The sequence below is a fragment of the Flavobacterium sp. LAR06 genome (assembly GCF_041946075.1).
Taxonomy (GTDB): Bacteria; Bacteroidota; Bacteroidia; order Flavobacteriales; family Flavobacteriaceae; genus Flavobacterium.
Window position 1 is genome coordinate 80,234 of sequence record NZ_JAUTYT010000001.1, and the last position, 14,296, is coordinate 94,529.

The 14,296-nt window shown below is 34.4% G+C and carries 13 protein-coding genes; 11 read left to right on the top strand and 2 right to left on the bottom strand.

What is annotated here, in order from left to right:
• Nucleotides 1-103: 103 nt before the first annotated feature.
• The 4 genes from Q7C23_RS00370 to Q7C23_RS00385 all read left to right on the top strand — a co-directional run bounded on the left by Q7C23_RS00370 (nucleotide 104) and on the right by Q7C23_RS00385 (nucleotide 3,485).
• Entirely contained in the window at nucleotides 104-1,486 is a 1,383-nt protein-coding gene (locus Q7C23_RS00370) for an ammonium transporter (RefSeq protein ID WP_375030670.1), read from the top strand.
• 170 nt (nucleotides 1,487-1,656) lie between these two features.
• Entirely contained in the window at nucleotides 1,657-2,334 is a 678-nt protein-coding gene (trmB, locus tag Q7C23_RS00375) for a tRNA (guanosine(46)-N7)-methyltransferase TrmB (protein WP_375031154.1), read from the top strand.
• 43 nt (nucleotides 2,335-2,377) lie between these two features.
• A complete protein-coding gene (locus Q7C23_RS00380) occupies nucleotides 2,378-3,016 on the top strand; it encodes a LysE family transporter (RefSeq protein ID WP_375030671.1) in 639 nt (212 codons plus the stop codon).
• Between the two features lie 139 nt (nucleotides 3,017-3,155).
• Nucleotides 3,156-3,485, top strand: a complete 330-nt coding sequence (locus Q7C23_RS00385) for an MGMT family protein (protein WP_375030672.1) — start codon at nucleotides 3,156-3,158, stop codon at nucleotides 3,483-3,485.
• Between the two features lie 130 nt (nucleotides 3,486-3,615).
• Here the strand turns inward: Q7C23_RS00385 and Q7C23_RS00390 are convergent, their stop codons facing one another.
• On the bottom strand, nucleotides 3,616-4,941 hold the full coding sequence (locus Q7C23_RS00390) for a PAS domain-containing sensor histidine kinase (protein WP_375030673.1): 1,326 nt from the start codon (nucleotides 4,939-4,941) through the stop codon (nucleotides 3,616-3,618).
• A gap of 330 nt (nucleotides 4,942-5,271) precedes the next feature.
• Nucleotides 5,272-6,618, bottom strand: coding sequence for a sigma-54-dependent transcriptional regulator (locus Q7C23_RS00395; RefSeq protein ID WP_375030674.1), 1,347 nt, complete (start codon nucleotides 6,616-6,618; stop codon nucleotides 5,272-5,274).
• 158 nt (nucleotides 6,619-6,776) lie between these two features.
• On the opposite strand from Q7C23_RS00395, the gene Q7C23_RS00400 reads away from it, so the two are divergent.
• From Q7C23_RS00400 to Q7C23_RS00430, 7 genes are all read left to right on the top strand, one after another.
• Nucleotides 6,777-8,027: an efflux RND transporter periplasmic adaptor subunit gene (locus tag Q7C23_RS00400; RefSeq protein WP_375030675.1), complete on the top strand. Its 1,251-nt coding sequence runs from the start codon at nucleotides 6,777-6,779 to the stop codon at nucleotides 8,025-8,027.
• Nucleotides 8,028-8,146: 119 nt separating this feature from the next.
• The gene (locus Q7C23_RS00405; protein WP_072970269.1) at nucleotides 8,147-8,854 is read left to right on the top strand and encodes an ABC transporter ATP-binding protein; all 708 of its coding nucleotides are present in this window, start codon (nucleotides 8,147-8,149) and stop codon (nucleotides 8,852-8,854) included.
• A 136-nt stretch (nucleotides 8,855-8,990) separates the two neighbouring features.
• Nucleotides 8,991-11,417 (top strand): ABC transporter permease, encoded by a 2,427-nt coding sequence (locus Q7C23_RS00410; protein ID WP_375030676.1) that lies wholly within the window; start codon nucleotides 8,991-8,993, stop codon nucleotides 11,415-11,417.
• A gap of 269 nt (nucleotides 11,418-11,686) precedes the next feature.
• Nucleotides 11,687-12,820 carry a P-loop NTPase gene (locus Q7C23_RS00415; protein WP_375030677.1) on the top strand — a complete coding sequence of 378 codons (1,134 nt, stop codon included), beginning with the start codon at nucleotides 11,687-11,689 and terminating at the stop codon, nucleotides 12,818-12,820.
• A gap of 100 nt (nucleotides 12,821-12,920) precedes the next feature.
• Nucleotides 12,921-13,160: a NifU family protein gene (locus tag Q7C23_RS00420; protein ID WP_072970266.1), complete on the top strand. Its 240-nt coding sequence runs from the start codon at nucleotides 12,921-12,923 to the stop codon at nucleotides 13,158-13,160.
• Between the two features lie 215 nt (nucleotides 13,161-13,375).
• Nucleotides 13,376-13,861, top strand: coding sequence for a hypothetical protein (locus Q7C23_RS00425; RefSeq protein WP_375030678.1), 486 nt, complete (start codon nucleotides 13,376-13,378; stop codon nucleotides 13,859-13,861).
• Nucleotides 13,862-13,924: 63 nt separating this feature from the next.
• Nucleotides 13,925-14,242, top strand: a complete 318-nt coding sequence (locus Q7C23_RS00430; protein WP_007805184.1) for a 2Fe-2S iron-sulfur cluster-binding protein — start codon at nucleotides 13,925-13,927, stop codon at nucleotides 14,240-14,242.
• Nucleotides 14,243-14,296 lie beyond the last annotated feature (54 nt).

Below are 14,296 nucleotides of genomic sequence, written 5' to 3' on the forward strand. Positions count from 1 at the left end.
AATCAAACACCTGCCTCTATTTTAACAGCCCTCAAAATCAAAATCTTTATTTTTTTTTAACTTTGACCCCAAAAAAAATAGGGTTCAATAAAGTATTTGAAAAATGAAAATAGAAAGACGCTGGATCATTTCCTTTATTATTATAAGTTTAGTTTGTATTACGGGTGCATTTTGGCCAACAGTTACCGAAAATAATTACGTACTATCAGAATTTGGCACTACAGATGCAATCGTTCCTGCCGACGTTGCCTGGATGTTAACTTCTTGTTGTCTGGTTTTGATCATGACACCGGGATTATCGTTTTTCTATGGGGGAATGGTAGGCAAGAAAAATGTGATTTCGACCATGTTACAAAGTTTTATCTGTTTGGGCGTTGTGACACTTTTATGGGTTACGGTTGGTTTTAGTTTAGCTTTTGGAGATCCGGTAGGTTTTGGATCTGGAGAGCACTTTTACAGTTTCTTCGGAAATCCCACCACTTTTGCTTTTATGGATTACGTTAATATTTTACCACATAAAAAACTAGCGAGCACGATTCCTTTTATGCTTTTTGCCTTGTTCCAAATGAAATTTGCGATCATCGCACCGGCCATTATTACAGGTTCATTTGCAGAGCGCGTTCGTTTTATTTCTTATTTAATTTTTATCAGTTTATTTACGATTTTCATATACGCTCCATTGTGTCACGCCGTTTGGTATCCAACAGGAGTTTTAGGAAGTTATTTTGGTGTTAAAGATTTCGCCGGAGGAACTGTAGTGCATATGAGTTCAGGATTCGCCGCTTTGGCCGGAGTTCTGGTTTTAGGAAAAAGAAAAAACAGTCAGCATATACCAACCAATATTCCGTTTGTGTTATTAGGAACCGGAATGCTTTGGTTTGGCTGGTTCGGATTCAATGCTGGGTCTGCTCTTGCAGCTAATGGAACTGCAGCTATGGCTTTTGCAACGACTACAACTTCATCGGCAGCAGCCATGTTAACCTGGGTTTTCTTTGATCGTATGAACGGCAGAAAAGTTTCGGCTTTAGGTGCCTGTATTGGAGCCGTTGTTGGTCTGGTAGCGATTACGCCGGCAGCAGGATTTGTATCGGTTCCGGAAAGTATGTTCTTCGGATTTGTAACGGCTTTGGTTTCAAACTCTGTTGTAAACTGCAGTTTCTCAAAAAGATTTGACGATACACTTGACGTTTTCGCCTGTCACGGAGTTGGTGGAATTATGGGAATGATTTTAACTGCTATTTTTGCTCACGGTGAAAATGCGAGTTTACTTCACGGTGGCTGGAATGTTTTCGGACATCATATGATGGCGTTGGTACTGGTTTCAATTTTCACTTTCTTCGGAGCTTATTTCCTATTCAAAGTAACGAACTTTATTATTCCGCTAAGAGTTTCAGAAGAATCAGAACACATAGGATTGGATTTATCACAACACGATGAAACTTTAGATCCAAAAACAAAAGCAATTACAGAACCGCATTACGGTTAAGAAAAAATATTCTTTGCATTAAAATTAGCCACAAATTCACGAATTTCTTCTGCTTGTATTGACAACAGATAATTAAAAATTCGTGAATTCGTGGCTAAAAATTTTAAAACCTGATTCAAACTATTTTCATTCGTTTATATTCCTTAATTTTGCTGAAAATTTTTGTAAAAGTGGGAAGTAAAAATAAACTAAAAAGATTCAGAGAAAACGAAACATTTCAAAACGTTTTTCAACCAACCAGAGAAGAAGTTGTAGGCGATTTAATGCCTTTAAAAGGAAAATGGAACTCTGATTTCTTTAAAAATGACAATCCATTAGTTTTAGAATTAGGGTGTGGAAAAGGAGAATATTCTGTTGGATTAGCAGAAAGATATCCGGACAAAAATTTTATCGGAATTGATATTAAAGGAGCCCGTTTCTGGAGAGGCGCTAAGACCGCTGTTGAAAACGGACTGCATAATGTTGCTTTTATTCGAACTCAAATCGAATTGATTGATCATATTTTTAATGAAAATGAAGTGGACGAAATCTGGATTACTTTTCCGGATCCGCAAATCAAATACAAAAGAACAAAACACAGAATGACAAACTCTGAGTTTTTGAAATTGTACAAAAAAATCCTTAAAAAAGACGGTGTCGTAAATCTTAAAACCGATAGCGAATTCATGCACGGTTATACGCTTGGATTGCTTCACGGTGAAGGACATGAAGTTTTATACGCAAATCATAATGTGTACAAAAATGAAGGAAGTCCAGAAGAAGTTACTGCTTTTCAGACCTTTTATGAAAAACAATATTTAGAAATTAACAAGGCAATTACGTATATTCGTTTTAAAATTAAAGACTAATTTAATTTTAAAAACAGATTTCATTAACCCCTCAAACTACTGAATGGTCTTAATTACTCCATTACTTTCAGGTTTCATTGCCGCTTTCATTGGAATTATTCCTCCAGGTTTAATCAATATGACAGCAGCAAAAGTAAACCTGAAAGAAGGAAGAAAAAATGCTTTGTGGTTTGTGGCCGGTGCGCTTCTGGTTATTTTTTTTCAGGTTTATGTAGCTCTTCTGTTTGCTCACGTTATTGACAATCGTCCCGATGTTGTGACTTTATTGCGTGAAGTTGGGTTTGTTATTTTTTCGATTCTAACGATTTATTTTCTGTTTATCGCTAAAGAACCGAAAGCCAAAAAGAAATCAAAAATCAAAAAGAGCAGTAAAAAAAGCCGTTTCTTTTTAGGAATGTTGCTTTCAGGCCTTAACTTCTTCCCGATTCCGTATTACGTTTTGGTGAGCGTTACTTTAGCTTCTTACCATCTTTTTGTATTTGAAAGTAATATCATTTTTACTTTTGTAATGGGTTCTGTTTTGGGTTCGTTTGCTGCCTTATACAGTTACATCGGCTTCTTCGGAAAAATAGAAAAGAAAACCGACTACCTGATGCGCAACATGAATACTATTATCGGGAGCATTACGGGTTTAGTTGCGGTAGTGACGCTTTTTAATATTTTGAATTACTATTTTGGGTAAAGATTAGTTTGCCACTAATTTTCACGAATTAATATACTTTTACATTCATATAAATCAGTACCAAAAAAAGTTTCTAGAGATTTAAGCCAATATAATAATTTGTGAAAATTAGTGTAATTCGTGGCAAAAAAACTAAAATATGGCTGAAGATAATTTTTTTGAAAGAGTTTATGCGATCGCCAGACAAATTCCATACGGGAAAGTGACTTCTTATGGCGCTATTGCAAAAGCTTTAGGAACTGCTCGCTCTGCCCGAATGGTCGGCTGGGCGATGAACGCCTGTCACAATAGGGATGATGTTCCTGCGCATCGCGTTGTCAATCGTAAAGGACTCTTAACCGGAAAACACCATTTTGACGGGACGAATTTAATGCAGCAACTTTTAGAAAGCGAGGGTATTGAAGTCGTGGACAATCAAATTATAGATCTCGAAAAACACTTTTGGACGCCTGATGTTTCCACTATATAAGTAATATAAGTTCATATTTGCATTGCGCATAAATCTCTCGCAAAGTCGCAGAGTCGCAAAGAAAACTTAAAATAAAACTTGGCGCCTTCGCGACTTTGCGAGATTAAATAAGACAGTTAAGCAAAAAAACTTATATTAAGCAAATAACAAAACTCGTTTTATCTTCATCGGTTTGATAACTTAGGTAACCACCGTGCGCTTCGATGATGTTTTTGGAAAGTGTTAAGCCAATTCCGGCGCCGTCTTTTCTGGTGGTGAAAAAGGGTAGAAAAACCTTGTCGCGAATTTCAGAATCAATTCCTTTTCCGTTATCAGATATCGTGATGAAGAAACGGTTGTTTTCGGTATAACTGGAGAGAAACATTTTCTTTTCGCTTTTCTCTTTCAAGGCATAAATACTATTGGTAATCAAATTGATAATCACCTGCTCCATCTGATTTTTATCAATTAAAATAGAACGCGAACTGTTTATATCATTAATCAATTCGATGTTTTCTGCTTTTAAAATCGGATTCATGATTCGGAGGCAATCATCGAAAAGCGCGTTGATTGGCGTCATCACTTTTGTTGGCGTCGGAAGCATGGCCAGTTTTCTATAATTTTCCACAAAAACCTGAAGATGATCGCTCCTGTTTATGATTGTTGAAATACTGCTTTTAATATCTTCAAAATCATCTTCTTCCAGTTTTTCCTGATCGACAATTTGGAGTAAATTCTGCGAAAGTGCACGAATTGGAGTTAAGGAATTCATTAATTCGTGCGAGATAATTTTCATCAGATTGATCCAGGCTTCTTTTTCCTTTTTCTCAATGACACGCTGAATACTATCCAATAAAATGATAAAATATTCTTTGTTATAGGTTTTGGTAAGTGAAGTTTGGAGCATAAAAGTCTGCAAATCCTGATCTTCAATTTTAATTGAAATAGCCGATTTTAGTTCGGCAAAATCAAACTTTTCGATTTCATTGCAAAGCGATGGCAAATAGTTTTTCAGGTAACTCCAGTGACTGACTTTTGGCACTTTGAATAAATTGGAGAAACAATCGTTCATCAAAAAGATATTCCACTCGTCATTTTCTTTTTCCAAAATTAAAGTTCCGGTGTCAATACTGTTTAAGATTGATTGATAGACTAATTCTTTTGAAGTTTGTTCTTGTTGCTGAATTTTTAAAGTATCATATAAAAGATATAAACTCTCGAAATTGTCTTTTTTATTCTCTTCCGGGAAATTGGTCGAGAAGTCTTTTTGAAGCATCGAAAGCAAAGTTCTATCATAAAACAACAATTGGTTTTTGACGAAAAAATACATTTCGAATAACATTACAACAGCAAAAAGTCCAACCAAAATGGCATTGTAATAAAACATTTTATAGATCAGAAAAACGCAAAAGAAAAAGAGCGTCATGACAAACATGATTCTCACAAACAAGGCGTTATAAAATTTCCAATTTTTCATATTTTATTTTTTGATACGGGTAAAATACTGCTAAAAATTTAACCACAAAGTCCACAAAGGTTTCACAAAGTTCACTAAGTTTTAATTTTTGCTTTGAGACTAAACTTGAGAGAAGATCACAAAGCTATGTGTTTTAATGTAAGTGAAACGACTTTATTACGGCAGAAAATCTATGTTTCTATGTGTTTAATTTTTTTAGTATTTTTCATATTGTATTTTTTTTATTGCCACTCCCGATAGTTATCGGGATATAAGGATTAAAAATGATTCTTTACTTAACATAATTCTCACGCAAATTTAGCAGATAAAATTATCTTGATTCTTGGCTCTTTACCCATTCTTCAAATCGTATTTTTCAATTCGTCTGTATAAGGCTGCTCTTGATAATCCTAATTCTTCGGCTGTTTTACTGATGTTGCCGTGGTGTTTGAATAAGGCTTTTTCGATCGCGGTTTTCTCCATTTCAGACAATGGGTTTTCATCATTTTGCTGAATATCTTCAAAATCCAGAATATCTAAGTCGTGAACCGTTATCGTATTATTATCGGCTAAAATCAAAGCGCGTTCGATCTTGTTTTCCATTTCTCGGACATTTCCCTTCCATGGATATTTTTCTAAATACGGGCCGGCATTTTCTTCAAATTTCCAGTTTTCCTGATTGTATTTTTCGGCAATCTGATCGAGGATAAAATTGGCCATCGGAACAATATCGTCTTTTCGCTCACGTAAAGAGGGCAACTGAATTTCCATTGTATTGATTCGGTACAATAAATCTTCACGGAAGCTTTTGCTTTTTACCTCAGCTTTAATATCGCTGTTGGTTGCCGATATAATTCGGACATTTAGAGGCCTTGGTTTGCTTTCGCCCAAACGCGTAACGGTTTTGGTTTGTAAAACATGCAATAATTTAGCCTGCAAATGCAACGGAATATTTCCGATTTCATCGAGAAAAATAGTTCCGCCAGAGGCCATTTCGAATCTTCCCGGAGTATCAATTTTGGCATCGGTAAAAGCGCCTTTTGCGTAACCAAAAAGTTCACTTTCGAATAAATTATCACTTAAAGAACCCAAATCAACATGAACAAAAGGCTGATTTTTTCGTTCAGAATGTTGATGAATAAACTCGGCAAAAACATATTTTCCGGTTCCGTTTTCGCCTAAAATCAAAACGTTTGCATCGGTTTTAGCAACTCTCTCCGCTATAGAATAGGCTTGCTTTATTTTTTGGGAAGTTCCGACGAAATATCTTTTTTCGGTTTTTTCGACTACCGGTTTTTTAATGTTTTTTCTGCTTTCGGCGACAGCCTTATCAATGGTTTCCAGCAATTTTTCGTTATGCCACGGTTTCAAAACATAATCAAAAGCACCGATTTTTATACCTTCAACTGCGGTTTCAATTTTACCAAATGCCGTCATTAAAATCACAATCGTTTGAGGCGAAAGTGTTTTAATTTCTTTTAGCCAATGAATTCCTTCACGACCATCTTCAAAACCAATGCGGTAATTCATATCTAACAGAACCACATTTATTTCATTTTCGCTTAATAGAGAAATGATCTTTTTGGGATTGTTTGTGGTAAAAATGGTTTCAAAATGTTTTTTGAGAATCATTTTTGCCGAAAAAAGAATTTCTTCCTGATCGTCAACAATTAATATTTGGGCTAATTTTTTTCGCATCTGTCTGTTTTTGTCCGATTTCGAACGGTCAACTGTTCATTATCGAACACTCCTTTTTTTGAATGGTTTTTAAAGCTTCTTTAAAATCAAGGCTTTATAAATAATAAATTTTGTGGCACAATATTTACCTATTGGTAATCAACAAATTATTTATAAAAATGGACAAGGTAATTCCTCGTAAAAATAGAAAATTTAGATATCTCACAATAGCAATTGGAGTTTTTTTAGTTTTGGCTGTAATCATCTTTTTTTCGTTTAACACCAAAAGAAGTTTAAATGTAAAAGCCGAAGAACTATCAGTTCAAAAAATTGAAAAAGCGTTTTTTGAAGATTTTGTGGTTTTTCAGGCCAAAGTTGAACCTTTGAACGTAATGCTTGTCAATGTTACAGAAGGAGGATCTGTAAAAGAGATTTTTGTTGAAAACGGCGCGATGGTTACGCAAGGACAATCACTGGCACGTTTATACAACCCAAACACAGAACTGAATTATCTGACTCAGGAAACGGCAATTATTGAGCAAATCAACAATTTGAATACCGGAAAACTGAACATTAGAAATCAGGAATTGAATTTAAATAAAGATTTGGTTTTGATCGAACACGATTATAACGACGCCAAAAGATTATACGATATGAATGCGAGATTGTATGAAAAAGAAGTAATCTCAAAAAACGACTGGAATACATTCAAAGAAAGTCTACGTTTTCAGGAAGAGCGAAAAAGAACGATTCAGCAAAGTATTCAGAAGGAAAAACAAACCAATCAAATTCAGATTTCACAAATCAATCGTTCGATTCAGACGATGGAGAAAAGTTTGGATATTTTGAGAAACAATAAAAAGAACTTTTTAATAACTGCACCGGAAACTGGACGATTAACTTCCTTTGAACCTGTTTTGGGAAAATCATTCCAGGCGGGAGAAAGTATCGGGAAAATCGATTCGAAAAAAGGTTACAAGCTTGCTGCTGATGTTGATGAATTCTATTTGGAAAAAGTTCGCGAAGGCTTAAAAGGTCAGGTAGAATTTAAAGGAAAAACACTGGAAGTTTTGGTAACCAAGGTAATTCCGGAAGTAAAAAGCGGTCATTTTACAGTGGAACTGGCTTTCACTTCTAAAGAAGAAATCGTCTTACAAGACGGACTTAGTTTTGGCGTAAAACTGATTTTATCAGAGAAAAACAAAACATTAGTAGTTCCAAAAGGAAGCTTCAATCAGGAAACAGCCGGGAAATGGATTTTTGTAGTAAAAGGAAATAAAGCCGAAAGAAGAAACATAAAATTAGGCAGAGAAAATCCTTCGTACTATGAAATTCTGGAAGGCTTAAAAGAAGGCGAATCTGTAATTACTTCTTCTTATACGGATTATAAAGATGTAGAGGAATTATCGATTAGTTCCCAGCAACAGTAACAGTTTTCAGTCACAGTTTACATTTTACATTTTACAAATCACAATTAATAAAGAGTTTCAATCATCAATCAAAATCATCAATCAAAAAACGAATAATAACATTTAACACCTTTACCATTATGATAACAATTCAAAATTTAACCAAAGTTTTTAGAACAGAAGAAGTAGAAACATCAGCCTTAAGCGGTATTTCTTTAGAAATTAAAAAAGGTGATTTTTTAACTATCATGGGGCCTTCAGGTTGCGGAAAATCGACTTTACTAAATATCATAGGGCTTTTGGACAGCGCTACCGATGGGAGTTATAAATTATTAGATCAGGAAATGATTGGCTTAAAAGAAAAAGGAAGAGCCGCAGTTCGTAAGGAAAACATCGGATTTATTTTTCAAAATTTCAACCTGATCGACGAACTTTCTGTTTACGACAATATCGAATTGCCTTTGCTTTACAACAACGTAAAAGCATCAGACAGAAAACAAAAAATTGAAGCTATTGCTGAGAAACTGAATATTTCTCATCGTTTAAAGCACTATCCGCAACAGCTTTCGGGAGGACAACAGCAAAGAGTTGCCGTTGCAAGAGCTTTGGTAAATGATCCTAAAATCATTTTAGCCGATGAGCCAACCGGAAATCTGGACAGTAAAAACGGTAATGAAGTAATGGAACTTTTAACCGATTTGCACGCAAAAGGCGCGACAATTTTGATGGTAACCCACTCTGATTATGACGCTTCGTTTTCGCAAAAAACGATTCATATGAAAGATGGTGTAATATTCTCTGAGCGATTCAATCAGAGAAATGTGGATGTTTTTATGGACGCTAAATAATTTCAAAATGATAAAATTTATTGTAACCGCGATCACAATCCTAATTGGATTGGTTTGTCAAATATTAGCAATGATCTAAGAGGTCAGAAAACCTTTTGGACCTCAAAAAATAACTAACAACTATAAAAAATACACCATGATTTTTAACTGGTTTAAAATATTTATTTATCATTTAAAGCAAAGCAAACTGTTTTCGTTTTTAAATGTTTTAGGATTAAGCATCGGAATTGCCGGCGTTATTTTCGCTATTTTATATTGGAACAACGAACACGCTTACGATCAATGGAATCCTGAAAAAGAAAATGTATATCAGGTTCTTAATGTAATAGGCGCAACTGGCGACACTTGGGGAACAAGTTCTATCCCTTTTGGGAATACCTGTAAAGAAACAATTCCTGAAATTGAGCAAATTTGCTTTATGAATGTTTGGTACAACGAATCTGTAATTAAATATCAAAATAAAAAATTAATAGACAAAAAGATCACGGTATCTGATAATAACTTTTTTGATTTATTTCCCTTTCCAATCATAAAAGGTTCGAAAAAAGACATTTTGAAAGAGAAAAACAGCGTTGCCATTTCAGAAGAGCAGGCAAAATTACTTTTCAACGATCAAGATCCGATTGGAAAAGCTATTAACTATGAAAATCAATCTTATACGGTAAAAGCGGTTTACCGTTTGATAAAACCATCTACTGTTGAACCTAATTATGTTTTTGGAGGGGTAGTTCGTGAAGGCGATCAAAACCAATGGGGAAACTTTAATTATGGCTTGATGATTAAAACCAAAAAGAACAGTGATATTGCGGTAGTTTTAAAGAAAATGCATAACGTAAATTATGTAAACAGAACTTTAAAAGATGCTAAAGAAAGCGGCCAGACTCCAGAGCAATACATCAAAGAAAATGGTGAAATTAAAATTATTCTCGATCAGCTGAAAACAATTCGCCTTCATGGTACAAAAGCTTCCGGACAATCGACTCCTGAAGGTAGAGGAAACTTACAGCTTCTATATATCATGGCAGGATTATCCGTTTTAATCCTGGTTTTATCACTGGTAAACTATATTAATCTGGCAACGGCTTCTGCCATAAAACGTGCTAAAGAAGTGGGTGTCCGTAAAATTGTAGGCGCTTCAAAAAACCAGATTATCAGTCAGTTTATTTTTGAAACGGCTATTATTGTAGTTCTGGCTATTGTATTTGCCTTAGCCATCGTAGAACTTTCATTGCCTTACTATAATAACTTTTTAAAGAAATATTTGACTATGAATGGCGGCGAATTTTACCTGCAGCTTATTTTTATATTTGGATTAGTAATCATTCTTGCGGGTATATTCCCAGCTATTTATATTTCAAATTTTGAAACTTTAAAAGTACTAAAAGGCAATTTTTCAAGAAGCAAAAGCGGTATTTGGATTCGGAATTCGATGCTTATCTTTCAATTCGGAATTGCAGCATTCTTTATCATTGGAGCTTTGATTGTCAATTCTCAGGTTGATTATATGATGAATAAAGACTTGGGGTTCAGCGGAGATCAGGTTATCCGAATTCCTTTTAACTATCCGGATTACAAAACGAAAGGACAAAAATATCAAACAACAAAACAAGAAGTCCTAAAGATATCAGGAGTTCAGGAGGTCTCTACCTTTGCAGGTACTTTTGGAAACAGCACCAATTCCAGCTCTGGTCTTACACATAATGGTATTTTTGTACAGCCGCGAAATGTTGAAATGGATTTTGGCTTTTTGGAAATGATGAAAATTAAGATTGTCGAAGGGCGAGATTTGTCACCAAAATTTGCTTCAGACACAATCGACAACTGGCTGATTAACGAAACTCTGGCTAAAACATTAAACTTAAAAAATCCCATTAATACTATAATAAGTTCTGGCTGGGGAAATGAAAAAGGAAATTTAAAATTTAAGGTTGTCGGAATTGTAAAGGATTTTCACATTACGGGATTTCAAAGCAAAGTACCGCCAATGGTTTTCATTAATACAAAAACTTTGAAATGGAACAATTTTCAGAATGTTTATGTAAAAGTTTCTCCAAATAATTTAAGCGAAACATTGGCCGGTTTAAAAGCCTACTGGGAGAAAAACGTAAATCCTGATTACCCTTTTGATTATGAATTTGTAAATAAAGGTTTCGCCAAAACATATGAAGAACAGGTAAAACAAAAAGATGTTTTCTTTATTTTGAATCTTGTAGTTATCATTATTGCCATTTTTGGATTATTTGCTTTGGCATCATTTTCGATGGAAAGAAGATTGAAAGAAATTGCCATCAGGAAAACATTAGGTGCAGAAACGGATATATTGCTAAAAGAATTATCAAAACAATATGTGATTTTTTGCCTGATGGGATTCTTAATCGGAATTGTTCCAGCTTATATTTTATTACAAAAATGGCTGGAGAATTTTGCTTTTAGAATCAATGTTTCGGTTCTACCGTTTACTGTTGCACTAGTTTCTTTATTGATTTTGACTTTAATGATTGTTTTGGCAAAAGCCTATCAGGTGACCAAAATAGACATTTTAAAATATTTAAAATACGAATAAAACTTGTAGACCATTTTTTTTAAGAAACCCGTTAGATTTAATAAATCTGGCGGGTTTCTTTTCTTATAAAACGAAGTTGTTACCCTTCATAATTTTTATTCGGTGGCCAAAAAAGCGCAATAGTATCATTTTGAATAATTTCGATATCAATAAATACGATTCAAAAAGGGCAGAAATCCGAACATAATCTGTTATCTTTGCAGTCTGAAACGAGTTTAAATAAACATAGTGCTTAAATACGTTTCTCCAATAGAAACACCTACATTAAAATGAAATTAGATAGAAAAGAAATTCTTAAAGCTCTGGAAACAATCACCATAGCTGGAGAAGGAAAAAATATGGTTGAAAGTGGTGCTGTTGCCAATGTAATTACTTTTGGCGATGAAGTTGTGGTAGATTTATTATTGCACACGCCGGCAATGCACATTAAAAAAAGAGCTGAAGATGATATCAAAAAAACAATTCATGACTTGGTATCTCCTGAAGCTAAAGTTAAAGTAAACATTAAAGTTGAAACGAAGGAAAACCCTAATGAAATAAAAGGGAAAGCAATTCCTGGAATCAAAAATATTATAGCCGTTGCCTCTGGTAAAGGTGGCGTTGGAAAATCTACTGTTACTGCAAATCTTGCCGTAACACTTGCCAAAATGGGTTTTGCTGTTGGAGTTTTAGATGCTGATATTTACGGGCCTTCAATGCCAATTATGTTTGACGTTGAAAACGAAAAACCAATTTCGATTACCGTTGACGGAAAATCAAAAATGAAACCAGTTGAAAGCTTTGAAATCAAAATACTTTCAATTGGATTTTTTACAGCACCTAGTCAAGCTGTAATCTGGAGAGGACCTATGGCTGCAAAAGCATTAAACCAAATGATTTTTGATGCAGATTGGGGAGAATTAGATTTCATGTTAATCGATTTACCTCCGGGAACGGGAGACATTCACCTTTCTATCATGCAATCATTGCCAATTACCGGAGCAGTTGTAGTGAGTACTCCTCAGGCTGTAGCACTTGCAGATGCTAAAAAAGGAGTTGCCATGTTTATGCAGGATAACATTAATGTTCCTGTTTTGGGAATTATTGAAAATATGGCATACTTTACTCCAGAAGAATTACCTGACAATAAATATTATATCTTTGGACAGGAAGGGGCTAAAAACCTTGCAGAAGATTTAAATGTTCCATTCTTAGGAGAAGTACCAATTGTACAGTCCATTCGTGAGGCAGGAGATTACGGTCGTCCGGCAGCTTTACAAACGGCTTCTGTAATTGAAACTATTTTTGAAGAAATTACCAGAAATGTGGTACAAGAAACAGTAAACAGAAACGATAGCTTACCAGCAACCGAAGCCATTAAAATTACAACTATGGCGGGATGTTCAGCGGTAAAGAAAAATTAGATAATTGAGATAATGAGAAAATTAGAAAATGTGCCAATTAGAAAATTATCTAATTATCTCATTATCTAATTGACACATTGTTTAATTGACAAATAAAATTATGACAACAGAAGAATTAACAAGCAACGTATTATTGGCTCTAGATGAAATCAGACCGTTTTTAAATTCTGATGGAGGAGACATTTCGCTAATCTCTATCGAAGATGACAAACACGTTAAAGTTCGTCTTGAAGGAGCCTGTATTAGCTGTAGTGTAAATCAGATGACACTAAAAGCTGGTGTTGAAACAACGATAAAAAAGTATGCTCCACAAATCGAAACTGTGGTAAATATAATGTAAAGCAAAAGGCCTTTTTTTTTACTTTACGTCGTCAATTATTTAACAAGAATAATAGGCCTTAAGAGTGTTTGTCTTGCAAATTTCGAATAAAGCTTTTAAAAAAGCATTTAAAATTGCGGATTTAACAAAAAACAATATAAAGATTTAAGAGTTTTAGTTAACGAATTAATACATTTTTAACTTAAATTTGTCACATAACCCTAAATCTTATATATATGAAGAATTATTACGCTCTATTTTTATTGTTATTTTTTGTATCTGCAAATTACGCACAACAAAGCACACAAACCCTGGTTGTTGATAAAGCATGGGTAAGCGAATCTGAAGAATGGTCAGATTTTCAATATGCTGGACAAATCGTATTCTCGACAAGTTCAACTGCTGAAGAAGGAAGCCTTAGAATTGGTAATTATGATTTCCTTTATGATTTTTCAGAAGGAAAAGCAAAATTCGCAAATAAGTCAACTTACAGTACAGCTGAATTTGCTCATCCAAGAAAAATTTCTGCTACAACTGACAAACAAGGAGTCATCAATTCAACTTATGAAGGAATGTTGATTTTTCAGTCAGATAATGATTACTACTCCGTAATTGCAGTTGTTACAATTTTAGAAAAAGGAGGCAATAAACTTGGTGTAAAAATGCACCTTAAAGAAAACGCTAGAAAAGAATTCGCATTTAGCCTGAAACCAACTAGCTAATATAAATAAGGATTTAATCACGTTATTAAATCCGACCCATAAATAAATTTCCAATTAATAAAAATGGATGTATTAATAAAGATTAAAGATCGAGAAGGAGTTATACACGAGTTACAAGCTCCAACTGATATGGCAATGAATATAATGGAGTTATGCAAAGCATACGAACTTCCCGTTGAAGGAACCTGTGGCGGAATGGCCATGTGTGCTTCTTGTCAATGTTATGTTCTAAATGATGTTGCATTACCAGAAATGGGAGATGATGAAGAAGCCATGCTTTCGGAGGCATTTTATGTTAAATCTAATAGTCGTTTAGGCTGTCAGATCCCAATTACTACAGAATTAGAAGGACTGGAATTAGAACTGGCTCCTGAATATTAAAATAATAAATTACAATTTTTAAAAATTCCAAATTCCAATAGTTTAACTATTAGA

What these genes read in the sequence shown, in the direction of transcription:
- Q7C23_RS00390 (WP_375030673.1), bottom strand. Translation starts at nt 4,941, where the DNA reads ATGAAAAATTGGAAATTTTATAACGCCTTGTTTGTGAGAATCATGTTT.
- Q7C23_RS00420 (WP_072970266.1), top strand. Translation starts at nt 12,921, where the DNA reads ATGACAACAGAAGAATTAACAAGCAACGTATTATTGGCTCTAGATGAA.
- Q7C23_RS00415 (WP_375030677.1), top strand. Translation starts at nt 11,687, where the DNA reads ATGAAATTAGATAGAAAAGAAATTCTTAAAGCTCTGGAAACAATCACC.
- Q7C23_RS00405 (WP_072970269.1), top strand. Translation starts at nt 8,147, where the DNA reads ATGATAACAATTCAAAATTTAACCAAAGTTTTTAGAACAGAAGAAGTA.
- Q7C23_RS00400 (WP_375030675.1), top strand. Translation starts at nt 6,777, where the DNA reads ATGGACAAGGTAATTCCTCGTAAAAATAGAAAATTTAGATATCTCACA.
- Q7C23_RS00385 (WP_375030672.1), top strand. Translation starts at nt 3,156, where the DNA reads ATGGCTGAAGATAATTTTTTTGAAAGAGTTTATGCGATCGCCAGACAA.
- Q7C23_RS00410 (WP_375030676.1), top strand. Translation starts at nt 8,991, where the DNA reads ATGATTTTTAACTGGTTTAAAATATTTATTTATCATTTAAAGCAAAGC.
- Q7C23_RS00425 (WP_375030678.1), top strand. Translation starts at nt 13,376, where the DNA reads ATGAAGAATTATTACGCTCTATTTTTATTGTTATTTTTTGTATCTGCA.
- Q7C23_RS00370 (WP_375030670.1), top strand. Translation starts at nt 104, where the DNA reads ATGAAAATAGAAAGACGCTGGATCATTTCCTTTATTATTATAAGTTTA.
- Q7C23_RS00430 (WP_007805184.1), top strand. Translation starts at nt 13,925, where the DNA reads ATGGATGTATTAATAAAGATTAAAGATCGAGAAGGAGTTATACACGAG.
- Q7C23_RS00395 (WP_375030674.1), bottom strand. Translation starts at nt 6,618, where the DNA reads ATGCGAAAAAAATTAGCCCAAATATTAATTGTTGACGATCAGGAAGAA.
- Q7C23_RS00380 (WP_375030671.1), top strand. Translation starts at nt 2,378, where the DNA reads ATGGTCTTAATTACTCCATTACTTTCAGGTTTCATTGCCGCTTTCATT.